This window comes from Poseidonocella sedimentorum (genome assembly GCF_900116005.1).
GTDB lineage: Bacteria > Pseudomonadota > Alphaproteobacteria > Rhodobacterales > Rhodobacteraceae > Poseidonocella > Poseidonocella sedimentorum.
The window spans coordinates 1-23549 of record NZ_FOYI01000007.1 but is presented as its reverse complement, the minus strand read 5'-3'; the positions used below and the strand labels follow the sequence as shown (position 1 = coordinate 23549).

The following is a 23549-nucleotide window of genomic DNA, read 5'->3' as shown; positions in this document are numbered from 1 at the left end:
ACTTCCTGTTCCGCGCGCCGCCCGCTGGTGTAGACTGCCAACCGTGCCCACCGGCCACAGAGCCGGGCTCGGGCACAGGGAGCAGCGCAGGGAGGCGCGCGAGATCATGAGCTATATTGACGGATTCGTCATTGCGGTGCCCACCGCCAACAAACAGGCCTTCATCGACCATGCCCTCAATGCCGACGGCGTGTTTGCCGATCTCGGCGCGCTGCGCGTGGTAGAATGTTGGGGCGACGATGTGCCCGATGGCAAGATCACCGATTTTGCCCGCGCGGTGCAGGCCACGGCGGAGGAGACGGTGGTCCTGTCCTGGGTTGAATGGCCGGACAAGGCCACGCGCGATGCCGCGCAGAAGACGATGATGGGCTGGATGGAAAACCCCGAGACCGCCGATCCCCGGTGGGACAACGAGCGCCACCCGATGCCGTTTGACGGGGCGCGGATGATCTTTGGCGGGTTTGCCCCGCTGGTCGATCTCCGGCCGGGAGAGGCGACGGGCTGACGGGGCCCCCGGCGTCGGGCCACGAGCATTTCGCAATTCCCACGGGCAGAGTTTCGCGCTAGGGCGAGCCTCGCGACGCGCTTGATTGCTGCCGGGATTCTGGCAGGGTGATCGCATCCGCCCGATCCCGGGCGCCACCGCCCCGCCCAACCGTCACAGCCCCGAGGGAGAGAGACAGTGACCGGATCCGCCTCTGATCGCGCGCCCGGTCGCGCGCCCGAGCCCGCACGCAAGTCCAAGAGACGGGCCGGCCCCGCGCGGGCGCCGCGCGTCATCGGCTGGATGGAGCGGATCGATCTGCCCGATCTCGGGCTCGGCGGGCTCAAGGTCAAGATCGACACCGGCGCGCGGACCTCGGCGCTGCACGCGACCGATATCCAACAGTTCGAGCGCGATGGCGCCCCATGGGTCTCTTTCATGGCCGATAGCGGTCACGGGCTCTGCGACCGGCCGCTCGAGGCACCGATCCACGCCGAGCGCGCGATCAAGAACACCTCCGGCGCGCCCGAGGACCGCTTCGTCATCCGCACGCATCTGCGCATGGGCGCGCGGCTCTGGATCATCGATGTCTCGCTCAGCGACCGCACCAACATGCTGTTTCCAATGATCGTCGGGCGCACCGCGCTGCGCCGCCACAACATCGCCGTCCACACGGGGCGGTCCTTTCTCGCCACGGCCAAGACCCCTCCAGAGGAGTGATCCCCATGAAAATCGCCATGCTCGCCCGCAACCCCGAGCTCTATACTCACCGGCGGCTCAAGGAGGCGGCGGAGGAACGGGGCCACGAGCTCGACATCATCGACACGCTGCGCTGTTACATGAACATCGCCTCGCGCCGCCCGTCGATCTACTACAAGGGCGAAAAGCTCACCGGGTATGACGCGGTCATCCCGCGCATCGGCGCTTCGGTAACATTTTACGGCACGGCGGTGCTGCGCCAGTTCGAGATGATGGGGGTCTTTCCGCTCAACGAAAGCGTCGCCATCGGGCGCAGCCGCGACAAGCTTCGCTCGATGCAGCTTCTGGCGCGGGACGGGATCGGCCTGCCGGTCACCACCTTCGCCCATGATGCCAAGCAGACCGAGGAGGTGCTCAAGCTTGCCGGCGGCGCGCCGCTGGTGATCAAGCTGCTGGAGGGGACACAAGGGCTCGGCGTGGTGCTGGCCGATACCGACCGCTCGGCAAAATCGGTGATCGAGGCGTTTCGCGCCACCAACACGAACATTCTCATCCAGGAATTCATCAAGGAAGCCGGCGGGACGGACATCCGCGCCATCGTCATCGGCGGCAAGGTGGTCGCGGCGATGAAACGCACCGGGGCGGAGGGGGAGTTCCGCTCCAACCTGCACCGGGGCGGCTCGGCCGAGCTGATCCGGCTTTCGGCCGAGGAGCGCGCCACGGCGGTGCGCGCGGCCAAATCCATGGGGCTCAATGCCTGCGGGGTCGACATGCTGCGCGCCAATCACGGGCCGGTGGTGATGGAGGTCAACTCATCGCCCGGGCTCGAAGGGGTCGAGAAGGCGACGGGCAAGGACATCGCCGGAATGATGATCGCCTATCTGGAGAAGGCCATCGCCAAGGGCACGACCAAGACGCGGGGCAAGGGGTGAGCGCGCCGCGCGGCGCCTTCGAAATCGGCGGCGCGGCGATCGCCCCGGGGGCGCGCCAGACGGTCGATCTGCCGGTGAGTGTCTTGTCGGACCACACGCCGGTGAGCCTCTCGGTCCATGTGCGCCACGGCAAACGGGCGGGGCCGGTGGTCTTTCTCAGCGCGGGTGTGCATGGCGATGAGGTCATCGGGGTGGAGATCATCCGGCGCGTGCTCAATACGCCGGGGCTCGCGGGGCTGCGGGGCACGCTGCTGGCCGTCCCGATCGTCAACACCTTCGGCTTTCTCAACCATTCGCGCTACCTGCCCGACCGTCGCGATCTCAACCGCGTCTTTCCGGGCAGCGCCGGCGGCTCGCTCGCGGCGCGGCTGGCGCATCAGTTCATGACCCAGATCGTCGCCCGGGCCGATCTCGGGATCGACCTGCACTCCGCCGCGATTCACCGGACCAACTACCCCCAGGTCCGGATCTCGCCCGATGACGCGCGGATGCAGGAGCTGGCCGAGGTGTTCGGCGCGCCCATCGTCATGCGCTCGGCCCTGCGCGAGGGCTCGCTCCGGGCGGCCGCCCGCGAGATCGGGCGCGACGTGCTGCTCTTCGAGGCGGGCGAGGGGCTGCGCTTTGACGAGCTGTCGATCCGCGCCGGCGTCGCCGGGATCCTGCGGGTGCTGCGGCATCTGGGCATGGTGCCGGCCAAGGGCATCTCGCGCCCCAAGGCCGAGCCGCAGTTCTGCCCGTCGAGCAAATGGCTCCGCGCGCCGATGGGCGGGCTGCTGCGTATCTACAAATCCGATGGCGCGCTGGTGCGCCGCGGCACGGTGCTGGCCACCGTCTCCGATCCCTTCGGCGAGCAGGAGGAGGACATCGAGGCGCCCTTCAGCGGCATCATCGTCGGGCGCGCGGTCATGCCGGTGGTCAACGAGGGCGACGCGGTCTTCCACCTGGGCCGGGTCAAATCGGTGGGCGATGCGGAGGATGCGGTGGAGGATCTCAACGCGCAGTTGACCGATGATCCCATGTTCTACGAAGATGAGATCATATGACCCGAGGTAAAACGAGCAGACCCGGCACCCATGGCCCTTGAGACCACATCGACCCTGATCGGCACGGTGCCCGCCGTCGCGCTTGTCGGCATTGCCGGCGTCGCGGCGCAATGGGCGGCCTGGCGCTTCCAGCTTCCGGCCATCGTGTTGCTGCTGGTTTTCGGCATCCTCGTCGGGCCGGTGACCGGCATCCTCGACCCCGCCGCCCAGTTCGGCAGCTTGCTGCAACCGCTCATCGCGCTGGCCGTCGCGATCATCCTCTTCGAAGGCGGGCTCACGCTCGATTTCAAGAAACTCGCCGGGGCCGGGGCCGGGGTCTTCCGGCTGGTGGTGATCGGTGCGCCGCTCGGTTGGCTGCTCTCGGCGCTGGCCCTGCGCTTCGGCGCGGGGGTGAGCTGGGAGGTTTCCTGCGTCTTCGGCGGCATCATGATCGTCACCGGGCCGACCGTGATCGCCCCGCTCCTGCGCCACGCGCGGCTGCGCAAACGCCCCGCCGCGCTGCTGCAATGGGAGGCGATCGTCAACGATCCCATCGGCGCTCTCGCCGCCGTCCTCGCCTTCCAGGTGGTCATCGCCGCCCGCGGCGCAGACGAGCCGGGCTTCGGCGCGCTGGTGGTCGGAGTGCTCTTTGCCGGGGCGCTCGGCTGGGCGATCGGTTGGGCCATCGTCAAGGCCTTCCGCGACGCGCTGGTGCCGGAATTCATGAAGGTTCCGGTGCTCTTCACCGCCGTCATCGCCGGGTTCGCGCTCTCCGACATGGTCCTGCATGAGAGCGGCCTGCTCGCCGTGACCGTCGCCGGGATCGTCATCGCCAACGCGGGTCTGCCCTCCTACACCGAACTGCGCCGCTTCAAGGAACACGCCACCGTGCTCCTCGTCTCGGGCCTCTTCATCCTGCTTGCCGCCTCGCTCGATGTCGCCGAACTGGGCCAGCTCACCTGGCGCGCGGTGCTGTTCCTCGCGCTGATCATCCTCATCGCGCGCCCGATCACCGTGCTCGCCGCCCTGCTGGGCACAGACATCCCGTGGCGCGAGCGGCTGCTCGTCGGCTTCACCGGGCCGCGCGGGGTTGTGCTCGTCGCCGTGGCGGGGCTTTTCGGTGAGCGCATGGCGGCGGTGGGTATCGCCGATGGTGGGCTGGTGGGGCCGCTCGCCTTCGTCCTCGTGGCCGGCACGGTCGTGCTGCATGGCTTTACCCTCGCGCCCATGGCCCGCGCCATGGGGCTTTCGGGCGGGGATATTCCGGGGGTGCTGCTGGTGGGCGGCTCGCGCTTCACCACCGCGCTCGGCGAGGCGCTGGCGGGGGCCGGGCTCACCGTGCTCGTGACCGACGCCAACCACGGCGCGCTGCGGCGCGCGCGCGCCGCCGGTCTGCCCAGCTACTACGGCGATATCCTCGGAGAGGCCGCCGAACACTCGGTTGAATTCCTTGAGTTCTCCACCATCCTCGCCGCCTCGGCCAATGATGCCTACAACACGCTCGTCGTCTCCGACCTCGGCCCCGAATTCGGGCGCGACCGGGTCTGGCGGCTGGAGCGCTCCAAGGAACACCGCGAGCGCCATGCGCTGCCCTCGGGCCTGTCGGGCCGTTCGCTCGGAGAGGGGCGCAACTTCGACGCGCTGGAGCAAAGCCTGCGTGCGGGGGCGAGCGTCAAGGTCTCGGGCTTGACCGAGCAGTTCACCGCCGCGGATTTCAATGCCCGCTGGCCAAATGCCCTGCCGATCGCCGAGCTGCGCGCCGATGGCCGGCTCATCTTCACGCAGGCGTTCGATCCCGAGACCGTCGCCCCCGACGCCCGGCTCATCGCCCTCGTTTTCGAGGAGCGCGCGTCCGGATCCCCCGTGGATCAGCCCTCCGACCAGAACCCCGCGAGGTAGCTCCGGCCCTTGCCGAGTTCCAGCGGCGCAACGCCCGCGCGCAGCGCCGCCACCTCGCGTTTGGGCCCGCCGAACCACAGATAACTCCCGGGCGCGTCCGTGATCCGCGCCTCCAACGCGCCCACGAGATCCTCGCCCGGCGCGAACCAGCGCAGGTCAAGGCCCGGATGCGAGGGCATCGGGTAATCCCGCGCCCCGCTGCGATTGCGCAAAAACACCGTCGCGCGCGCGCCCTCGGGCAGGGCCTCGACGATCCGCGCCACCGCCGGATAGCCCGTCTCATCGGCCCCCATGATCAGTTCCTGCGCCGCGACGAGCCCCGCACCGCCGGGCCCGATCAACGCCACGCGCGCGCCCGGGCGCGCACCCGCCGCCCAATCGCTCATCCGCCCGCCGGGGTGGCGATAGATGTCCACGATCATCGCGCCGCCCGCTATCGCCCGCGTGGTATAGACCGGGCGGTGCAGCGCCTTGTCCCCCTCCGGCCAGCGCAGGGCCCCGGTTTCCGACAGGCGCGGCCACTCCGGAGCGTCATTGTCCGGCGCGGGCAGGGCGAAGCGGAAATGGATCGCCTCGGGCCCAAAGGCCTCGGGCCGGTCGGGCCGCAGGGTCAGGCGCCAGAAATCCGCCCCGAGGGGGGCGCTCTCGCTGAGGGTCGCGAACTGGAAATTCGTCGGCAGCGCACCGGCCTCGGCCCCCGCCACCGGCTCCGCCCACCGCAGCGCCGCGCCAAGCTCCGGGCTCAGCGCCGCAACCTGCACCGCCAGCCCCTCACGCAGCGAGACGAGATGATCGCGCCGCGCGCTCTCCAGCTCGATCCGCAGCCCCGCGCCGCGCGCGCGGATCCCGAACCGGCCATGGGGCCCCTCGAGCCGCAGCGCCGCATCCCCGTCCTCCAGCACCGTCGCACCGGTTTCCTGCGCCAGCCCCCGCAACGCTCGGGCCAAAGTCTCGAAAGGGAGCTGCGTCAGCTCGGCATGGGTCTTGAACATGGGTCGCATCCAGGGCTTGAGGGGGGGGCGGAGCCGCGCGCTTTTTGCGGCCATAGCAGCCCGCAATGGCGATGTCATGCCCGCGCCGAATACCGGGGCAGGGGCGCGGACTCTCGGACCGCCCGCACCGGCCAGCGCACCGGGGCGCGCAACTTGGCCTTGAATTCCCCCCGCCGTCCGGGCTTCCTTGGCGGACCGCCCGAGCGCGAGTGCCCCAAGGGGGCGACACAGGAGCCGAAGACCGAAAGCCGATGACCGCACGCGAGCCCCCCGACCTCAAGACCCGCGCCCGCCAGTCGCGCCCGCTGCGCGTGGCCGAGGCGATCAAGGACTGGGTCGTGGAACACGGGCTCCAGCCGGGGGACCGGCTCCCGGGCGAGGCCGCGTTGATCGAACAGTTCGGCATGTCCAAGGGGACGATCCGCGAGGCCATGCGGCTCTTGCAGGCGCAAGGGCTGGTCGAGACGAAAACCGGCCCCGGGGGCGGCAGTTTCGTCGGCGCGGTGTCGCGCGAGCGGGCCACGGCGCTGCTGGCCAACTACTTCTATTTCCGCGACGTGAGCATCGACGACATCTATCAGGTCCGGATCGCGCTGGAGCCGGAGCTTGCCGCGAGCCTTGCAGGGCAGCTCACCGAGGCGCAGCTGGCCGAGCTCGAAGCCATCATGGAAAGCTATGCCGAGGCCGCCACGAGCGCCGAGGAAGAGCGCCGCCAACACGTGGCCTCGCTGAGGTTTCACGCCCGGCTCTCGGATTTCGGGGGCAACGCGCTCTTGGGCTTTTTCATCGGGTTCATGGCGCAGATCCTCACCGATCTGACGGTCTACAAGCGGCTCTATGCGGCGCCCAACCACGACCTTTGGGCCAAGGGGCGGCGGCATCAGATCGAGCTGATCGAGGCCCTGCGGCGAGGCGATGGCGCCGGCGCGCGCGCGGTGATGCGTAGCCATATGGAGATGGCGCGCGGGCTCATGGAGGCGCAGGAGGCGCAGGTCCTCAAGCGGTTCATCGCCGAGTGATCAGCCGGGAAACGGCGTCGCGGCCTGCGGATCGTCCAGGGTCGGGACATGGGCGGCCCAGCGGGCATAATCGCCCGTGGTCGCGTGGCGATGGAGCGTGGTGAGGGCCTCAAGCGGGGTGTCCGAATGGTCGATGCGAAGGCTCAGGGGCGCACTGTCGCGCGCCACCATGAGCAGCGCGGCGGAGAGAAGTCCGCGGCTGTCGCCCCCCGCGCGGTCCGCGGCATCAAGCGCCGCAAGAAGGCGCAGATCGAGCGGGCCCGCGGCGGCGGCGAACCCGTCGATGCAGGCATCGAGCACGGCCTCCGAGGCCAGCAGATTTCCCGCGACCACCACGTGCCGCGCCTGCCGGGTGCCCGCCGTGGGCAGGCTGTTGTCTCCGGTGAAAGTGGCTGTCTGGCCGCCGGGATCGAGGGCCGAAAGCTGACGTTCGGCGCGCCCGGTATCGGCCATGACGACCGCCTGCACCGCCGACTCCGCCGCCATCCCGCCGTGCATCAGCTCAAGCACATCGCCCCCCCACATCGTGCTCGGGAGCGAGCCTTGCGACGCCGTAAGCCCCGCCCGCGCATCGCCCCGCAACACCCAGCCCCCGACGCAAAGACTGCCCGTTGTGGCCGCCCCGCCGTAAGCGCCGGTTTTTTCGTCGAATGCGAGGATCGAAATCGTCATCTGGGGCTCCAGCCATCGTCAGGCTTGAATTTATCATGACAATTTGGCCTGATGCAATTTATCATGATAAATAAATGACGAAACAACAGGAGAGGAAAACGACATGTCACTCTTTTATGCCACCCGCCGGGGCCTTCTGGCGGCCGGCACTGCGCTCGCCCTCACGCTGGGGGCCTCTGGCGGCGCATTGGCGCAGACGCCGCCGGGCGTCCTGATCGTTGGCCAGATCGCCGAGCCCAAGGCGCTCGACCCGGCGGCGGTCACCGCGGTCAACGATTTCCGCATCCTGATGAACGTCTATGACGGGCTGGTGCGCTACAAGGACGGGACGCTGGAGGTAGAGCCGGCGCTCGCGACCGATTGGGACATCAGCGAGGACGGCACGGTCTATACCTTCAGCCTGCGCGAAGGGGTGAGCTTCCACGACGGCACGCCCTTCAACGCCGAGGCGGTCAAGTTCAACTTCGACCGGATGCTGAGCGAGGATCACCCGTTTCACGACACCGGCCCCTTCCCGCTCTCCTTCTTCTTCTCCTCGGTGGTCTCGACCGAGGTGGTGGACGAGATGACCGTGCAATTCACGCTCAATGGCCCTTACGCGCCGTTCCTGTCCAACCTCGCCTATCCCACTGGGCTCATCGTCTCGCCCGCGGCCGTGGCCGAGCATGGCGCGGAGTTTGGGCGCAACCCCTCGGGCACGGGGCCCTTCACCTTCGCGGAATGGCGCTCGAATGAGGCGGTCGTGATCGAGGCCAACCCCGATTACTGGGACGGCGCGCCGGAGCTTCAGGCCGTGGTCTTCCGCCCGATCACCGATGCCAACACCCGCACCGCCGAGATGCTCGCGGGCGGGATCGACCTCATGGTCGAGGTGCCCCCCGTGGCGCTGTCGGAGTTTCAGGGCGATGCCTACACCCTGCATGAACAGGCCGGCCCGCATGTCTGGTTCCTGATCCTCAACGCCAAGGAGGGGCCCTTCGCCGATGTGCGCGTCCGGCAAGCGGCGAATTACGCGGTCAACAAGGAAGCGCTGGTGAACGAGGTGCTGGAAGGCACCGCCGAGGTCGCCGCCGGGCCGACGCCGCCCGCCTTCGCCTGGGCCTACAACCCCGATCTGGAGCCCTATCCCTTCGATCCGGACAAGGCGCGCGCGCTCTTGGCCGAGGCCGGGGCCGAGGGCGCGGAGCTGACGTTCTACGTGACCGAAGGCGGCTCGGGCATGCTCGATCCGATCGCCATGGGCACGGCGATTCAGGCCGATCTGGAGGCCGTGGGCTTCGACGTGACGATCGAGACCTACGAGTGGAACACTTTCCTCGGCGAGGTGAACCCCGGGCTGGAGGGCAAGGCGGACATGGCCGAAATGGCCTGGATGACCAATGACCCCGACACGCTCCCCTTCCTCGCGCTGCGCACCGAAGCCTGGCCCGACAAGGGCGGGTTCAACTCGGGCTATTACTCCAACCCCGAGGTTGACGCGCTGCTCGAAGCGGCCCGCGTGGCGACGGATCAAGACGAGCGCGCGCGGCTCTACCGCGAGATGCAGACCATCGTTCAGGAAGACGCGCCTTGGGTCTTCGTGGCCAACTGGAAGCAGAACGCCGTCACGAGCGACCGGGTGGAGGGCTTTGCGCTGCAGCCGTCCTTCTTCCTGCTGCTCGACGAGGTGGTGAAGAACTGAAGCAATGGCGGCGGGGCGGCCAGCACGGCGCGCCCCGCCGCCCAGACCGAGCAGCGAAAGGAGCGCAAGGTGACCGGCTACATCCTCAAGCGGCTTCTCTCGGCGATCCCGGTGCTCTTGGGCATCTCCGTCATCGTCTTCCTGATCATGGCGCTCATCCCCGGCGATCCGGCGACGGCGATCCTCGGCAGCTATGCGACGCCGGAAAACGTCGAGAAGCTCAACCGCGATCTCGGCCTCGATAAATCCTTGGTCCAGCAATATTTCATCTGGCTCGGCAACATGCTCACCGGCGATTTCGGCACCTCTTTCGCGCTCAACCGCCCGGTGCTCGACGAGGTGCTGGAGCGCTTCAACGCAACGCTCGTGCTCGCCGGGGTGGCCTTCTTGGTCTGCGCGGTGCTTGGCGTCGCGGCGGGGGTGGTATCGGCCGCCAATCAATACGGGCTGGCCGACAAGGCGATCACCTTCGCGGTGCTGCTCGGCATCTCGATCCCGTCGTTTTTCCTCGGGATGATGATGATCCTCTTCTTCGCCGTGAACCTGCGCTGGTTCCCGGTGTCGGGCATGTGGCCGATCTATGGCGACCGGACGCTTGGCGTCCTGCTGTCCCATCTGGCGATGCCGGCCACCGCGCTCGCGGTGGTGGCGACGGGGGTCATCGCGCGGCTTTCGCGCTCGGCGATGCTAGAGGTCCTGCGACAGGATTTCATCCGCACCGCGCGGGCCAAGGGCGTGCATGAGCGCGGCGTCATCTGGCGCCACGCGCTCAAGGCGGCGATGGTGGCGATCATCCCGGTGCTCGGCATTCAGGCCGGCTTCGTCCTCTCCGGCGCGGTCTACATCGAGATGGTCTTCCAATGGCCCGGCGTGGGCCGGATGCTGGTCGACGCGATCCTCAAGCGCGATCTTCTGCTGGTGCAGGGGGGCGTCGTTTTTGTCGCCGCCTGCTACGTGCTCTTCAACATCGCCGTCGACGTGGCCCAGAGCCTGCTCGATCCGAGGATCAAGACGTGACGGCCTTCTTTCGCCTGCTGGCCCGCAACCGGCTGGCGCTCGCGGGCGGGATCGTGCTGTCGCTCGTCGTCCTGCTCGCGCTCGTCACGCCGCTCCTGCCGCTGGCTGACCCGGACGTGACCGACACCTCGAACCGCTTCCGCCCGGCGCTCTCGGACGGCGCGCTGCTGGGCACGGACCACTTGGGCCGCGATCTGCTCTCCCGGCTCCTCTGGGGCACGCGGCTGTCGCTCGCGGTGGGTATCGCCGCGGCGCTCATCGCGGCCACCATCGGCGCGGCCATCGGCATCATCGCGGGGTTCTACGGCGGGCGCATCGACAATGTCATCATGCGCGGCGTCGACATGCTCATGGCCTTTCCCTACATCCTGCTCGCGCTCGCCATCGTCGCCGCCCTCGGGCCGGGGCTCCTCAATGCGCTCATCGCTGTCGCGGCGGTCAACGTGCCCTTTTTCGCGCGCAACATCCGCGGCATCACCGTCGGCATCGCCAACACCGAATTCGTTCAGGCCGCCCGCCTGGCGGGGCTCTCCAACCCGCGCATCATCCTGTCGGAAATCCTGCCCAATGTGGTCCCGGTCATCGTCATCGCCATGTCGACGACCATCGGCTGGATGATCCTCGAGACCGCGGGGCTCTCCTTCCTCGGACTCGGCTCGCAGCCGCCGCAAGCCGATCTCGGCTCCATGCTGGGCGAGGCGCGCTCGGCGCTCATCACCCATCCCCATACCTCCGTGGTGCCGGGGCTCATGATCCTCGTGATCGTCATGGCGATCAACCTGCTGGGCGACGGGGTGCGCGATGCGCTCGACCCGCGGCTAAAGAGCGGCGCCCTGTCGAGACCCATGGCGACGACCCGCGTGGATCGTCAAAGCATCCCCGACCATGGTGAAAAGTCCGGGGACAGCCTTTTGAATGTTCGTGCACTTGAGACCCAGTTTCACGTGCGGGGCCGGGTCTACCGCGCAGTCGGCGGGGTGGATCTGCACGTAGAGCCCGGCGAATGCCTCGGCATCATCGGCGAGAGCGGCTCGGGCAAGTCGGTCACGGCGCTGTCGATCATGGGGCTCGTCGCCTCGCCGCCCGGGGTGATCACCGGCGGCGCGGCCTATCTGGACGGCGAAGACCTCATCGGCGCGCCTTACCGGCGCCTGCGCGACATGCGCGGCCGCCGCGTGGCCTATATCTTCCAGGATCCGCTCTCGACCCTGCACCCGCTCTACCGGGTCGGCGACCAACTCATCGAGGCGATCCGCGCCCACCGCCCGATCTCCCGCACCGAGGGCCGCGTCCGCGCCATCGAGTTGCTCGATGCGGTACGCATCCCCAATCCCGAACAGCGGATTTCCGACTACCCCCACGAGATGTCCGGCGGGATGCGCCAGCGGGTCGGCATCGCCATGGCGCTGGCCAACGATCCCGACATCATCATTGCTGATGAGCCCACCACCGCGCTCGATGTGACCGTGCAGGCGCAGGTGCTCTCCATCCTCGACGATCTGCGCCGCTCGCGCGGGCTTGCCATCGTCTTCATCACCCATGATTTCGGCGTTGTCGCCCAGCTTTGTGACCGGGTGGCGGTCATGTATGCGGGGCGCATCGTAGAGGAGGGGCCGATGCGCGCGATCCTGTCGGCGCCGCGCCACCCCTACACCGCGCGGCTCATGGCCTGCGTGCCCGAGCTCGGCGGCGGCAAGCGGCGGCTGGAGGCGATCCCGGGCCTGCCGCCGGTGGTCGACGCTCTGCCCGAGGGCTGCGCCTTCGCGGACCGCTGCGACCGCACCCGCCCCGATTGCCGCGCGGGCGACATCCCGCTCGCGCCCCTCGCTGCGCAATCCGTCCGCTGTCTGCACCCGGTCGGCACCGAGCAGGAGCACGCCTCATGACCACGGCCCTCAGGATCACCGACCTGTCGAAGACCTTCCCCGTGGGCCGCTCGCTGTTTGGCCGCCCCAAAGCTTCGGTCAAGGCCGTCCACCCGCTCTCGCTCACCGTCGCGCAGGGTGAAACGCTCGGCATCGTCGGCGAATCCGGGTGCGGCAAGTCGACATTGGCGCGGATGCTGGTCGGGCTGCTGGAGCCGACAACGGGCCGCATCGAGATCGAGGGGGCCGCGCTCGATACCGCTGACCCGGCGGTCTTCGGTCGGCGCATCCAATACGTCTTTCAGGATCCGATCTCCTCGCTCAACCCGCGCAAGACCATCCGCCAGATCATGGACGCCCCCCTGCGCCACCTCCACCACATGCCCGCCCGCGACCGCGAGGCGCGCATTCTGGAGATCTTCGACAGCGTCAACCTGCGGGCGGAATTCCTGAGCCGCTACCCGCACGAGTTCTCCGGCGGGCAGGCGCAGCGCATTGGGATCGCCCGGGCGCTCGCGGCAGAGGCGCGCATCCTCATCCTCGACGAGCCCGTCTCCGCCCTCGATGTCTCGGTGCAGGCGCAGGTGCTCAACCTGCTGGCGGACCTGCGCGCCCAATTCGGCCTCACCTATCTCTTCATCAGCCACGACCTCGCCGTGGTCGAAGCCGTGAGTGACCGGATCGCGGTGCTCTATTTCGGCGCGGTGGTGGAAATCGGCCCGGCGGAGGAGGTGTTTTCCGCCCCCAAACACCCCTACACGGAGCTGCTGGCGCAGAGCGCGCCGCAGGTCGGCCGCCCCCTCGCGGCGCCCGAGGCCAAGGGCACCGAACTGCCCGATCCGCTCAAGCCGCCGCCGGGATGCGCCTTTGCCAATCGCTGCACCCGGGCAAGCGCGCGATGCCGGACGGAAACGCCCCGGCTCACGCCGCTCGGCACGGCGTCGCAGGCGGCCTGCTTTCATCCGCTGAACGTCTGAGCGGTCAGGCGCCGTCTTGCTTCGCCGGTACGCGCGGGATCATCGGCCCCGTGGTTTCGCGGATCAGAAGCTCGGCCGAGAGCTCCGAGACCGTGGGCGGCATGTCCGGATCCTCGATCCGATCCAGCAGGGTGCGCGCCAATTTGCGGCCGATCTTGCGCGGCGAGACGCTCAGCGTGGTGAGCGGCGGCGTTGCGACGGCTGCGTCCTGAATGTCGTCAAACCCGACGACCGACACCTCCCGGCCCGGCCGAATCCCCAGTTTCGCCAGCGCGAGACAGGCGCCAAGCGCGACCATGTCGCCATTGCAGACCACCGCCGTCAGATCGGGCGCCTCGTCCAGCAGCGCGATCATCGCTTCGAGCCCGGCAAGCTTGTTGTCGAGCGAATCCCAAACCAACGGAGGCTCCAGCCCGCGCCCGGAGATCACGCTCTCATAGCCCGCGATCCGCTCCTTGCGCACGAAGGTCATGTCCGTCCCGCCGAGGTAGGCGATCCGCCGATGGCCCAGATCGGCGAGATGGGTGGTGGCCAGCGCCGTCGCCTCGGCGTTGCGGATCCCCACGTGGTCGAGCTTGCGCTGAACGTGGCGCAGGAAGGTCACGGTCGGGATGCCATGGGTGGCCAGCAGGTCAAACGTGCTCTCGGGCGTGTCGAAGGCGGGGACCCAGAGCAACCCGCCGCGCCCATGGCGGATGAAGGCCTGAAGCTGGCGGTCCTGCCGGTCGGCATCGTCGCGGGTGTCGACGATCGAGACGAGGTAGCCATGATCTTCGAGCAGATCGACCACCCCGCTGACCACCTCGGCGTTGAACGGGTTCAGCAACTGGTTGATGACGACGCCGATCTCGCGATTCTCGCCCGAGCGCATCGCCGCCGCGCGCTGGTTCGGCACATAGTGCAACTGCCGCGCGGCATCGAGCACCTTGGCCCGCGTCTCCTCGGAGATGCGCCCGGTCCCGCGCAGGACCTGGCTCACGGTCGGGATCGACACGCCGGTCACTTTCGCAACCGTGCTCAGGGTCGGCTTGCCGCTCACTTTCCTCCCCATGACGCGACCACTTCCCCTCCTGCGCGATAAAACGTTTAGGCAAACTCTGCGCTGAGGCGGCTCAAATATCAAGATACCTGCTTGGATAGGGGCGGATTATGCGATTTTTCCGCGCTGCAGCATCGAAAAAGCCGTTGACAGGTGCCATAACGTTATACCAACTTTCCGTCAGTCAGGGAGGATTCGGCGGGGTGCGATCAACGCGCCATCGCGGCCGAGCTGAGGATCAGCCGCGCCGGGTGCCGCAAGGTACGCGCGCGGCGATCAGGCAAAACGCCGGCAGGGAGCCCGGCCGCTTTCGTCATCAAAGGGAGGAACCGATGACATTTCATACCAAGCTTGCCGGTGTGGCCGCAGGTCTCGCCATCCAATGCGCGGCCGTGGCCGCTCAGGCCGATGTGCTGTTCTGGTCGACACAGGCCCGTCCGGTCGAGGAGGCCCAGGCCATGCGCGAAACCGTGCTGTCGGGCTTTGACGGCGGCGTCGATTACCAGCCCAACGAGGACGGCCCATGGCTCACGCGGCTCCAGGCCGAGCTACAGGCCGGGCAGGGGACGATTCAGGTTCTCGGCGCGCTGCATGGCAACTTCTCGGCGATGAACCCCGACGATCTGGTCGATTTGGGCGATCTCGGCATTGCCTCGGCGAGCGGCACGTTCAATTCGCTGGCCCAGCTCGGCACCGATCAGCTCCAGTACATCCCGTGGATGCAGGCCAGCTACATCATGGCCGCGAGCAAAGAGGCGCTGGAGTACCTGCCCGAGGGAGCCGATATCGACGCGCTCACCTATGATGAGCTCATCGCCTGGACGGCCAATGTCGAAGAGGCCACCGGCGAGAAGAAATTCGGCTTTCCGGCGGGCCCCAAGGGGCTGAAGCACCGCTTCTTCCAGGGCTATCTCTACCCGTCCTACACCGATGGCGTCGTGCGCACCTTCGCCTCGCCCGAAGCGGTCACCGCCTGGGAGAAATTCCGCGAGCTCTGGTCCCACACCAACCCGGCCTCGACCAACTTCTCCTTCATGCAGGAGCAGCTCCTGTCGGGCGATGCGTGGATCGTCTTCGACCACACCTCGCGACTTGCGCAGGCCTTCAACGAGCGCCCTGACGATTTCGTCGCCTTCCCGGCGCCCGCGGGCCCGACCGGACGCGGGTTCATGCCCGTGCTCGCCGGCGTCGCCATCCCGCGCACCGCGCCGGACATGGATGCCGCCAAGGCGCTCATCGCCTACATGATGGAGCCCGAAACCCAGATCGCTACGCTGCGCGCCACCAACTTCTTCCCGGTGGTCGATGTGGAGCTTCCCGATGACCTGCCGCCCTCGGTCAAGGCATCGGGCGATGCGGTCGCCAAGATGAGCGGCGCGGCGGATGCCAACCCGGGGCTGCTGCCCGCGGGGCTGGGCGACAAGGGCGGCGATTTCAACCGCGTCTTCGTCGACACTTTCGAGCGCATCATCCTCGCCGGCCAGCCGATCGAGCGTGTCCTTGAGGACCAGAAAGAGACGCTGGCGGAGATCATGGAAGAGACCGGCGCGCCCTGCTGGGCCCCCGATGCGCCGTCCGAAGGCGCCTGCCCGGTCGAGTAACCTCACCGATTGAAACCCGCTCCGGGCCGCTGCGGCCCGGACGCCCCGCCGCAAGGCGCCACCCTCCGGCCTGACCCCCGTGCCCGCAGGAGCACCGTGATGAACGCTCGATTGTTGCCCTATCTGCTGATCCTGCCGGTGACGCTGTTTCTGTGTGTGTTTTTCCTCTACCCCTTTCTGCTTGTCTCCAAGCAGGCCTTCACCCAAGGGGCGGGCTTCACGCTTGAAAATTTCCGGGATGTCGCCAGCCACTGGAAATTCCCGATTTCGCTGAAAAACACCCTGCTGCTCGCGGCGGTGGTTGTCCCCGTCCAGCTCGCCCTCGCGCTCCTGATGGCGACGATGGTGAACCGGATGGAGAAGGGGCGCGATCTGGTGCTCTACGTCTGGACGATCCCGCTGGGCATCTCGGACCTTGCCGCCGGGATCATCTGGCTCGCGATCTTCGAGCAATCGGGCTTCCTCAACTCGATGATGACCGGCCTTGGCCTCGCCGAGCAGCCGATGAATTTCCTCAGCTACCAAAGCCCGTTGATGGTCTTCACCGCGATCGCGCTGGCCGAAATCTGGCGCGCGACGGCGATCATGCTGGTGATTCTCGTGGCGGGCATCGGGCTCATTCCCAAGGAATACTATGAGGCCGCCGAGGTCTTCGGCGCCTCCCCGTGGCAGCGGTTCCTGCGGGTGACGCTGCCGCTCCTGCGCCCCTCGCTCCAGACCGCTCTGATCCTGCGCGTGGTCCTTGCCTTCGAGGTCTTCGCGGTGGTGGCCGCGCTCGGCGGCACGCTCTTCCCGGTCCTGATGGGCGAGATCTATTCCTATCAGTTCGACCTGCAAAACTCCAACGGCGCGGCGGCCCTGGCGCTTGTGGTGCTCGGCATCTCCATCGCCTTCACCCTCGTCATCCTGCGCGTCCTGCGCGTCCCGAAAGGAGCCACGATATGACCGATGTCACCGCCGATGCCGTGGCCCCCGACGCGCGCCGGGCCGGCCGCATCGTCTATGGCGCGACCGTGGTGTTTCTCTGCGCCTGGGTGCTGGTCCCGCTCTACTTCCTGCTGATCAACACGCTGTCCTCGCCGCAGGCGGTGAACGCCTTCCCGAAATCCTTCATCCCGGCCTTCGACCTGGGAAGCCTGACCTTCTTCGCCAACTTCTCCGGGATGCTGAACGCGCTGAAGAATTCGGTGATCGTCGCGGCGATGACCATGGTCATGTCCATCGTCATCGGGGCGCCAGCGGGCTACGCGCTCTCGCGGTTCGATTTTCGCGGCAAGGAGCTGTTCCGGCTGCTCATTCTGCTCACGCGGGCCTTCCCGCTGCCGCTTCTGGCCCTGCCGCTGGCGGTGCTCTTCATCCGCACCGGGCTCGACGATACCGCCTTCGGCCTCGCGCTGGTACACACCACGCTCGCGATCCCCTTCGCCGTGCTGATCACCTACTCGCTTTTCTCGGGCATCCCGATCGAGCTTGAAGAGGCCGCATGGACGCTGGGCTGCACCCGGCTCACCGCCTTCACCAAGGTGGTCCTGCCGCTGATCCTGCCCGGCATCACCGCCAGCGCGATCTTCGCCTTCGTGATCTCCTGGAACGAGGTCTTCGCCGCGGCCGTGCTCACCATCGAGAACCGCACGCTCACCGCCTTCCTGCTACAGACTTTGGGCGAAGCGCCGCTGCACCTGAAATTCGCGGGCGGGTTCATCCTCGTCGTGCCGGCGCTGATCTTCATCTTCGCCGTGCGCAAATATCTCTTCGCCATGTGGGGCATCGCCAACCGCTGAGGCGGGGGGCGAGAGACAAGGAACCGGGACAATGGCTGTCATTGAAATCAAGAACGTCGCCAAGACCTTCGGCGCTTACACCGCGTTGCATGACATCAACCTGACGATTGCCGATCAGGAGTTCATGGTGCTGCTCGGCGCCTCGGGCTGCGGCAAGACCACGCTGTTGCGGATCATCGCCGGGCTGGAGACGGCCAGCACCGGCGAGGTCTGGATCGGCGGGCGGCGGGTCGATCACCTCGCGCCCAAGGACCGGGGCATCGCGATGGTTTTTCAGAACTACGCGGTCTTTCCGCACCTGACCGTGTTCGAGAACATCGGTTTCGGCCTCAGGATGCAGAAGCTGCCCAATGACGAGGTGCGCCGCCGGGTCGAGCGCACCGCCGGGCTCATGCAGATCGACCAGCTTCTGAAGCGCTACTCGGGCGAGCTTTCGGGCGGCCAGCGCCAGCGGGTGGCCGTGGCGCGGGCGCTCGCGATGGAGCCCGACGTGATCCTGATGGACGAGCCCCTGTCGAACCTCGATGCGCTTCTCAGGATGGAGATGCGGGCAGAGCTCAAGGGCGTTCTGGCCGAGAGCAACACCACCGCGATCTATGTGACCCACGATCAGGTTGAGGCGATGTCCATGGCCGACCGGATCAGCGTCATGCACAAGGGCGAGATCGTGCAGGCGGCGACGCCGCTGGAGGTCTATCGCAACCCGGCGGCGGAGTTTGTCGCGGGCTTCATCGGCAACCCGCCGATGAACTTCCTGCCCGCCACGTCGCAGGGTGGGGGCAAATGGGCCGTCGCCGGCGAGCTGTTCGACGGGCCCGACCGCAGCGCGCCGCTCAAGTTTGCGATCCGCCCCGAAGATCTGCGCCCCGCCGAGCAGGGGCTCACCGCGACGGCCAAGGTCATCGAGCCCTTGGGCGCGCATCTTCTGGTGACCTGCGAAATCGACGGCGAGATCTTCCGCGCGATCCTCGACAGCGACATGACCGTCCGCCCCGGCGACCGGATCACGCTCGCCCCCCAGCCCGACCGCATCCGCTGGTTCGACCCCGAAACCACCCTTTCCGCCGTCTGAGACACCCCCCATGCAAAAACACGAGATGATCGCTCATGCCCGTCAGGTCATGGCCGACAACGATCGCGGCACCTACACCGTGCCGACCCATGGCCTCTATCCGTTCCAGTGGAACTGGGATTCCGCGCTGAGCGCGCTTGGCTTCGCGCAGTTCGACGAGCCCCGCGCCTGGACCGAGATCGAGACCCTGCTGGCGCATCAGTGGGAGGATGGCATGGTCCCGCATATCATCTTCCACACGCCCGATGACGGCTATTTCCCGGGCCCCGAGGTCTGGGGCACGGAGCGCCCGGTGCCGACCACCGGCATCACCCAGCCCCCCGTGGCCGGCTTTGCGGTGGCGCGGATCCACGCCCGCGCGCGCGACAAAGCCCTCGCGGATACGCAGGCGCGGGCGCTGCTGCCCAGGATCCATGCCTGGCACCAATGGTTCTATCGGGCGCGCGATCCGAAGGGCACCGGGCTCGTCGCGCTGCTGCATCCCTGGGAATCGGGGCGCGACAATTCGGTGGATTGGGATGCGGCCTTCACCCGCGTGCCGACCGAGGGGGTGGGCGAGTTCACCCGGCGCGACACGACCCACGCCAACCCGGCCCATCGCCCGACCGATGAGCAGTACAAACGCTATATCTGGCTGGTGAAGAAGTTCCGCAGCCTCGGTTGGGACAACAGCAAACTGCACGACGCCTCGCCGTTTCAGGTCGTCGATCCGGGGTTCAACGCGATCCTGATCCGCGCCTGTCAGGAGGTCGCCGAGCTTGCCGAGCGGCTCGACATGCCCCAGATCGCGGCCGAGTCCCGCGTCATGGCCGAGGCGGGCGTGGCCGCGATGGAGACGCTCTGGAACGAGGATCTGGGCCAATACCTCTGCCTCGACCGGACCACCGGCGCGCAGATCGACAGCCCTTCCATCGGCGGAATCCTCGCGGTCTTCGCGCCGATTCCGAAACACCGCGCCGCCGGGATCAGTGCGCGGCTCAAGGTTCTGGCGGAAAGCTGCGAGTATCTCATCCCCAGCCACGATCCGACCGCGCCGGAGTTCGAGGGCCTGCGCTACTGGCGCGGGCCGGTCTGGCTCATCGTCAACTACATGGTCGCGGACGGGCTCGCGCGCGCGGGCGAGCCGGAGATGATCGGGCGGATCATGGGCGATTGCCTGCGGCTCATCGAGACCAGCGGCTTTGCCGAGTATCACGACCCGATCACCGCCGATCCCTGCGGCGGTGCGCACTTCACCTGGACCGCCGCGATGATCATCGAGATCCTGCACAGCTACGATTTCGCCGCCTGACGCGGCGCCCCCGGCGCGGGCCGGGGGCGCGCGCGTGGCCGGGGCCTAGCCCATCCGCTCGGAGGAAAAGCTCCCGGGGGAGGCGGGGAAGACCACCGTCTTGTTGCCGTTGAGAAAGGCGCGGTGATGCGCGTGGGCGTGGATCGCGCGGGCAAGCACCGAGGCCTCCACATCGCGCCCGAGGCTCACATAGTCCGAGGCGCTCTGCGCATGGGTGATGCGCACGATGTCCTGCTCGATGATCGGCCCCTCGTCGAGATCGGCGGTCACGTAATGCGAGGTCGCCCCGATCAGCTTCACCCCACGCTCATAGGCTTGTTTGTAGGGGTTCGCGCCCTTGAAGCTCGGCAGGAAGGAGTGGTGAATGTTGATGATCCGCCCGGACATCGTCCGGCACATCTCGTCCGACAGGATCTGCATGTAACGCGCCAGCACCACCAGCTCCGCGCCGGTCTCGGCCACAACCTTCATGATCGCCGCCTCGGCCTCGGGCTTGTTGTCCTTGGTGACCTTGATGCAATGGAAGGGGATGTCGGCGTTCACCACCTGCTTTTGATAGTCCATGTGGTTGGAAATCACCGCCGAGATTTCGATCGGCAGCGCGCCGATCTTCACGCGGTAGAGCAGGTCATTGAGGCAATGACCGAAGCGCGAGACCATGATGATGACCTTCATCTTCACCGCCTCGTCGTGAAAGGCCCAAGCCATGTCGAGCGGCTCGGCGACCGCGGCAAACCCGGCGCGCAGGGCGTCAAGCGTCGCGCCCTCTTCGGGGCTGAAGCTGATGCGCATGAAGAACCGGCCGGTCTGTTCGTCGTCGAACTGGGCGCTGTCGGTGATGTTGCAGGCGTGCTCGGCGAGGAAGCCGGAGATCGCAGAGACGATCCCGCGCCGGGTGGGGCAGGTGACGGTGAGGCAGTAGCGGGTCATTCCGGGTCCTTGGTATCGGAGAGGAGGGGCGCGTCGGGCAGGCCGAGCTGAAGGCAATAGGCGCGCAGGGTGTTGGCCAGAAGGCAGGCGATCGTCATCGGCCCCACGCCGCCAGGCACGGGGGTTATGGCGCCGGCCACCGCGCGGGCGCGGTCGAAATCCACATCGCCCACGAGCCGGGCCCGGCCGTCGGGGGCGTTGCCGTCCACGCGGTTGATGCCGACGTCGATCACCACCGCGCCGGGTTTGATCCAGTCCGCCTTGACCAGCCCGGGCACGCCCGCGGCCACCACGAGGATATCGGCCATCCGCGCCAATTCGGGGATGTTGGTGGAGGATTTATGCGCGACCATCACGGTGCAATCCGCGTTGAGCAGGAGCCGCGCCATCGGTTTGCCGACCACGTTGGAATGGCCGATCACGAGGGCGGTCTTGCCGCGGAAATCATCGACGAGGCTGCGCAGCATCATCATGACGCCAAGCGGCGTGCAGGGCACGATCGCGTCCTGCCCGGTGCCAACCATCCCGACATTGGAAATGTGGAACCCGTCCACATCCTTTTGCGGCGCGATGGCGTGGATGACGGCGCGCGGATCGAGATGCGCGGGCAGGGGAAGCTGGACGAGGATCCCGTGGACCTGATCATCGGCGTTGAGCCGCGCAATCAGCGCGAGCAGCTCATCTTCGCCGGTTGTCTCGGGCAAGCGGTGCTCGAAGGACTTCATGCCCGCCTCGAGCGCCTGCCGGCCCTTGGAGCGGACATAGACCTCCGAGGCCGGATCATGCCCGACGAGCACGACCGCAAGCCCCGGCGCGCGCCCCGCTTCCGGGGCCAGCGCCGCGACGCGCTCCCGGACCCGGGCGCGCAGCGTGGCGGCGAAGGCCCGGCCATCGATGAGCTGGGCGGTCATCCGAGCTTCTCGGTGAGTTCCGGGATTGCGTCGAAGAGGTCTGCGACGAGGCCGAAGTCTGCGACCTGGAAGATGGGGGCCTCTTCGTCCTTGTTGATTGCGACGATGATCTTGCTGTCCTTCATGCCGGCGAGGTGCTGGATCGCGCCGGAGATGCCGACGGCGACGTAGAGCTCGGGCGCGACGACCTTGCCGGTCTGGCCCACTTGCCAGTCGTTGGGGGCGTAGCCGGAATCGACCGCCGCGCGGGAGGCGCCCACGGCCGCGCCGAGTTTGTCGGCCAGCTTTTCGATCAGCGCGAAATCCGCTTCCGAGCCGACGCCGCGCCCGCCCGAGACCACAACGCCCGCCGAGGTCAGCTCCGGCCGGTCGCTCGCGGCGACCTTGTCTTCGACCCAGGACGAGAGGCCGGGATCTTCGCCCGCGCCGATGGTCTCGACCGGGGCGCTGCCGCCCGCGGGGGCCGCGTCGAAGGTCGAGGTCCGCACCGAGATGACCTTCTTGGCGTCCGAGGATTTGACCGTCTGGATCGCGTTGCCCGCGTAGATCGGGCGCTCGAAGGTGTCCGCATCGACCACGCCGGTGATGTCGGTGATGACCATCACGTCAAGCAGGGCCGCCACGCGGGGCAGGATGTTTTTCGCATCCGTCGTCGCGGGGGCGAGGATGTGCTCATACGCCCCCGCCAGCGAGACGATCAGCGCCGCCGTCGGCTCGGCCAGACGGTGGCCATAAAGCGGATCCTCGGCGCAGAGCACCTTGCTCACGCCCTCGATCGTCGCGGCCTCGGCCGCCGCCTCTGCGCAGGTCGCGCCCGCCGCCAGAACCACCACATCGCCAAGCGCTTTCGCCGCCGTCACGGCCTTGGCGGTGGCATCCATCGCCAGCGCGCCGTTGTTGATTTCCGCCAGAAGAAGAACAGCCATCAGATCGCCCCCGCGTCTTTGAGTTTGCCAATCAGCTCGTCGACCGAGCCGACCTTGATCCCCGCGGCGCGCGCCGCCGGCTCCGATGTCCCGACCACCTCAAGGCGCGGGCTCACGTCGACGCCGAGATCGGCGGCGGTCTTCTCGTCGAGCGGTTTTTTCTTGGCTTTCATGATGTTGGGCAGCGAGGCGTAGCGCGGCTCGTTGAGGCGCAGATCCACCGAGACGATCGCCGGAAGGGTCACCTTGATCGTCTGCAAGCCGCCATCGACCTCGCGGGTCACAAGCGCCGCGCCGTCCTCGATCGACAGCTCCGAGGCGAAGGTCGCCTGCGACCAGCCCAGCAGCGCCGAGAGCATCTGGCCGGTGGCGTTCATGTCGTTGTCGATCGCCTGCTTTCCGCAAAGCACCAGCTCGGGCGCCTCCTCATCGACGATCGCCTTGAGGATCTTGGCCACCGCGAGCGGCTCGATATCGCTGTGCACATCCTCGGCCGCAACCACCAGAATCGCCCGGTCCGCCCCCATCGCCAGCGCCGTGCGCAGCGTCTCCTGCGCCTGCTTGACCCCGATGGACACGGCGACAACCTCGCTCGCCACACCCTTCTCCTTGAGCCGGATCGCCTCCTCGACGGCAATCTCGTCGAACGGGTTCATCGACATCTTCACATTCGCCAGATCAACACCGCTCCCGTCCGCTTTCACACGCACCTTGACGTTGTAGTCGATCACTCGCTTGA

General features: G+C 67.6%; 22 protein-coding genes. 15 read left to right on the top strand and 7 right to left on the bottom strand.

Features of this window, described 5'->3' with window-relative positions; genetic code table 11:
- Positions 1-106 precede the first annotated feature (106 nt).
- The 5 genes from BM353_RS10920 (at position 107) to BM353_RS10900 (ending at position 5036) form a co-directional block, all read left to right on the top strand.
- Entirely contained in the window at positions 107-505 is a 399-nt protein-coding gene (locus BM353_RS10920) for a DUF1428 domain-containing protein (protein WP_092080726.1), read from the top strand.
- Positions 506-682: 177 nt separating this feature from the next.
- Entirely contained in the window at positions 683-1204 is a 522-nt protein-coding gene (locus BM353_RS10915) for an ATP-dependent zinc protease family protein (RefSeq protein WP_245759628.1), read from the top strand.
- Between the two features lie 5 nt (positions 1205-1209).
- Complete coding sequence (gene rimK / locus BM353_RS10910) at positions 1210-2115, top strand: 30S ribosomal protein S6--L-glutamate ligase (protein ID WP_092081118.1); 906 nt, start codon at positions 1210-1212, stop codon at positions 2113-2115.
- On the top strand, positions 2112-3158 hold the full coding sequence (locus BM353_RS10905) for a succinylglutamate desuccinylase/aspartoacylase family protein (RefSeq protein WP_092080719.1): 1047 nt from the start codon (positions 2112-2114) through the stop codon (positions 3156-3158). The genes rimK and BM353_RS10905 overlap by 4 nt, the downstream gene beginning before the upstream one ends.
- A gap of 30 nt (positions 3159-3188) precedes the next feature.
- The gene (locus tag BM353_RS10900; protein WP_092080716.1) at positions 3189-5036 is read left to right on the top strand and encodes a cation:proton antiporter; all 1848 of its coding nucleotides are present in this window, start codon (positions 3189-3191) and stop codon (positions 5034-5036) included.
- Here BM353_RS10900 and BM353_RS10895 read toward each other — a convergent pair.
- Positions 5006-6028, bottom strand: a complete 1023-nt coding sequence (locus BM353_RS10895; RefSeq protein ID WP_177220534.1) for a siderophore-interacting protein — start codon at positions 6026-6028, stop codon at positions 5006-5008. The genes BM353_RS10900 and BM353_RS10895 overlap by 31 nt on opposite strands.
- A 251-nt stretch (positions 6029-6279) precedes the next feature.
- Here BM353_RS10895 and BM353_RS10890 point away from each other — a divergent pair, with 251 nt between their 5' ends.
- Positions 6280-7047: a FadR/GntR family transcriptional regulator gene (locus BM353_RS10890; RefSeq protein ID WP_177220533.1), complete on the top strand. Its 768-nt coding sequence runs from the start codon at positions 6280-6282 to the stop codon at positions 7045-7047.
- Here BM353_RS10890 and BM353_RS10885 read toward each other — a convergent pair whose 3' ends face one another.
- Positions 7048-7719, bottom strand: a complete 672-nt coding sequence (locus BM353_RS10885) for a DUF1028 domain-containing protein (protein WP_092080710.1) — start codon at positions 7717-7719, stop codon at positions 7048-7050.
- 103 nt (positions 7720-7822) lie between these two features.
- Here BM353_RS10885 and BM353_RS10880 point away from each other — a divergent pair, with 103 nt between their 5' ends.
- From BM353_RS10880 to BM353_RS10865, 4 genes are all read left to right on the top strand, one after another.
- Positions 7823-9400, top strand: coding sequence for an ABC transporter substrate-binding protein (locus BM353_RS10880; protein ID WP_092080707.1), 1578 nt, complete (start codon positions 7823-7825; stop codon positions 9398-9400).
- 69 nt (positions 9401-9469) lie between these two features.
- A complete protein-coding gene (locus tag BM353_RS10875; protein ID WP_092080704.1) occupies positions 9470-10417 on the top strand; it encodes an ABC transporter permease in 948 nt (315 codons plus the stop codon).
- Positions 10414-12303, top strand: a complete 1890-nt coding sequence (locus tag BM353_RS10870; protein ID WP_092080700.1) for a dipeptide/oligopeptide/nickel ABC transporter permease/ATP-binding protein — start codon at positions 10414-10416, stop codon at positions 12301-12303. The genes BM353_RS10875 and BM353_RS10870 overlap by 4 nt, the downstream gene beginning before the upstream one ends.
- Positions 12300-13259: an ABC transporter ATP-binding protein gene (locus BM353_RS10865; RefSeq protein ID WP_092080697.1), complete on the top strand. Its 960-nt coding sequence runs from the start codon at positions 12300-12302 to the stop codon at positions 13257-13259. Before BM353_RS10870 ends, BM353_RS10865 begins: the two co-directional genes overlap by 4 nt.
- A 4-nt stretch (positions 13260-13263) precedes the next feature.
- Here BM353_RS10865 and BM353_RS10860 read toward each other — a convergent pair whose 3' ends face one another.
- Entirely contained in the window at positions 13264-14298 is a 1035-nt protein-coding gene (locus BM353_RS10860; RefSeq protein WP_092081114.1) for a LacI family DNA-binding transcriptional regulator, read from the bottom strand.
- A 332-nt stretch (positions 14299-14630) separates the two neighbouring features.
- Between BM353_RS10860 and BM353_RS10855 the strand changes: the two genes are divergently transcribed.
- The 5 genes from BM353_RS10855 (at position 14631) to BM353_RS10835 (ending at position 20043) form a co-directional block, all read left to right on the top strand.
- Positions 14631-15899 (top strand): ABC transporter substrate-binding protein, encoded by a 1269-nt coding sequence (locus BM353_RS10855; protein ID WP_092080694.1) that lies wholly within the window; start codon positions 14631-14633, stop codon positions 15897-15899.
- 99 nt (positions 15900-15998) lie between these two features.
- Positions 15999-16844 (top strand): carbohydrate ABC transporter permease, encoded by an 846-nt coding sequence (locus tag BM353_RS10850; protein WP_092080691.1) that lies wholly within the window; start codon positions 15999-16001, stop codon positions 16842-16844.
- Positions 16841-17680 carry a carbohydrate ABC transporter permease gene (locus BM353_RS10845; RefSeq protein ID WP_092080688.1) on the top strand — a complete coding sequence of 280 codons (840 nt, stop codon included), beginning with the start codon at positions 16841-16843 and terminating at the stop codon, positions 17678-17680. The genes BM353_RS10850 and BM353_RS10845 overlap by 4 nt, the downstream gene beginning before the upstream one ends.
- A gap of 31 nt (positions 17681-17711) precedes the next feature.
- Complete coding sequence (locus BM353_RS10840; protein WP_092080685.1) at positions 17712-18752, top strand: ABC transporter ATP-binding protein; 1041 nt, start codon at positions 17712-17714, stop codon at positions 18750-18752.
- A gap of 10 nt (positions 18753-18762) precedes the next feature.
- Positions 18763-20043 carry an amylo-alpha-1,6-glucosidase gene (locus BM353_RS10835; RefSeq protein WP_092080682.1) on the top strand — a complete coding sequence of 427 codons (1281 nt, stop codon included), beginning with the start codon at positions 18763-18765 and terminating at the stop codon, positions 20041-20043.
- Positions 20044-20088: 45 nt separating this feature from the next.
- On the opposite strand, the gene purU is transcribed toward BM353_RS10835, so the two are convergent.
- The 4 genes from purU to BM353_RS10815 form a co-directional block, all read right to left on the bottom strand.
- Positions 20089-20973, bottom strand: a complete 885-nt coding sequence (gene purU / locus BM353_RS10830) for a formyltetrahydrofolate deformylase (protein WP_092080679.1) — start codon at positions 20971-20973, stop codon at positions 20089-20091.
- Complete coding sequence (gene folD, locus BM353_RS10825; RefSeq protein WP_092080676.1) at positions 20970-21884, bottom strand: bifunctional methylenetetrahydrofolate dehydrogenase/methenyltetrahydrofolate cyclohydrolase FolD; 915 nt, start codon at positions 21882-21884, stop codon at positions 20970-20972. The genes purU and folD overlap by 4 nt, the downstream gene beginning before the upstream one ends.
- The gene (locus BM353_RS10820; protein WP_092080673.1) at positions 21881-22810 is read right to left on the bottom strand and encodes an electron transfer flavoprotein subunit alpha/FixB family protein; all 930 of its coding nucleotides are present in this window, start codon (positions 22808-22810) and stop codon (positions 21881-21883) included. The genes folD and BM353_RS10820 overlap by 4 nt, the downstream gene beginning before the upstream one ends.
- Positions 22810-23549 (bottom strand): electron transfer flavoprotein subunit beta/FixA family protein (locus tag BM353_RS10815; RefSeq protein ID WP_143104150.1); only part of this gene is annotated, 740 nt, incomplete at its 5' end. The genes BM353_RS10820 and BM353_RS10815, both read right to left, overlap by 1 nt.

Bases quoted from the DNA above. Each gene is read 5' to 3' on its own strand.
- BM353_RS10920 (WP_092080726.1), top strand. From the start codon at position 107: ATGAGCTATATTGACGGATTCGTCATTGCGGTGCCCACCGCCAACAAA.
- rimK (WP_092081118.1), top strand. From the start codon at position 1,210: ATGAAAATCGCCATGCTCGCCCGCAACCCCGAGCTCTATACTCACCGG.
- BM353_RS10900 (WP_092080716.1), top strand. From the start codon at position 3,189: ATGGCCCTTGAGACCACATCGACCCTGATCGGCACGGTGCCCGCCGTC.
- BM353_RS10895 (WP_177220534.1), bottom strand. From the start codon at position 6,028: ATGTTCAAGACCCATGCCGAGCTGACGCAGCTCCCTTTCGAGACTTTG.
- BM353_RS10890 (WP_177220533.1), top strand. From the start codon at position 6,280: ATGACCGCACGCGAGCCCCCCGACCTCAAGACCCGCGCCCGCCAGTCG.
- BM353_RS10885 (WP_092080710.1), bottom strand. From the start codon at position 7,719: ATGACGATTTCGATCCTCGCATTCGACGAAAAAACCGGCGCTTACGGC.
- BM353_RS10880 (WP_092080707.1), top strand. From the start codon at position 7,823: ATGTCACTCTTTTATGCCACCCGCCGGGGCCTTCTGGCGGCCGGCACT.
- BM353_RS10865 (WP_092080697.1), top strand. From the start codon at position 12,300: ATGACCACGGCCCTCAGGATCACCGACCTGTCGAAGACCTTCCCCGTG.
- BM353_RS10855 (WP_092080694.1), top strand. From the start codon at position 14,631: ATGACATTTCATACCAAGCTTGCCGGTGTGGCCGCAGGTCTCGCCATC.
- BM353_RS10850 (WP_092080691.1), top strand. From the start codon at position 15,999: ATGAACGCTCGATTGTTGCCCTATCTGCTGATCCTGCCGGTGACGCTG.
- BM353_RS10845 (WP_092080688.1), top strand. From the start codon at position 16,841: ATGACCGATGTCACCGCCGATGCCGTGGCCCCCGACGCGCGCCGGGCC.
- BM353_RS10840 (WP_092080685.1), top strand. From the start codon at position 17,712: ATGGCTGTCATTGAAATCAAGAACGTCGCCAAGACCTTCGGCGCTTAC.
- BM353_RS10835 (WP_092080682.1), top strand. From the start codon at position 18,763: ATGCAAAAACACGAGATGATCGCTCATGCCCGTCAGGTCATGGCCGAC.
- purU (WP_092080679.1), bottom strand. From the start codon at position 20,973: ATGACCCGCTACTGCCTCACCGTCACCTGCCCCACCCGGCGCGGGATC.
- folD (WP_092080676.1), bottom strand. From the start codon at position 21,884: ATGACCGCCCAGCTCATCGATGGCCGGGCCTTCGCCGCCACGCTGCGC.
- BM353_RS10820 (WP_092080673.1), bottom strand. From the start codon at position 22,810: ATGGCTGTTCTTCTTCTGGCGGAAATCAACAACGGCGCGCTGGCGATG.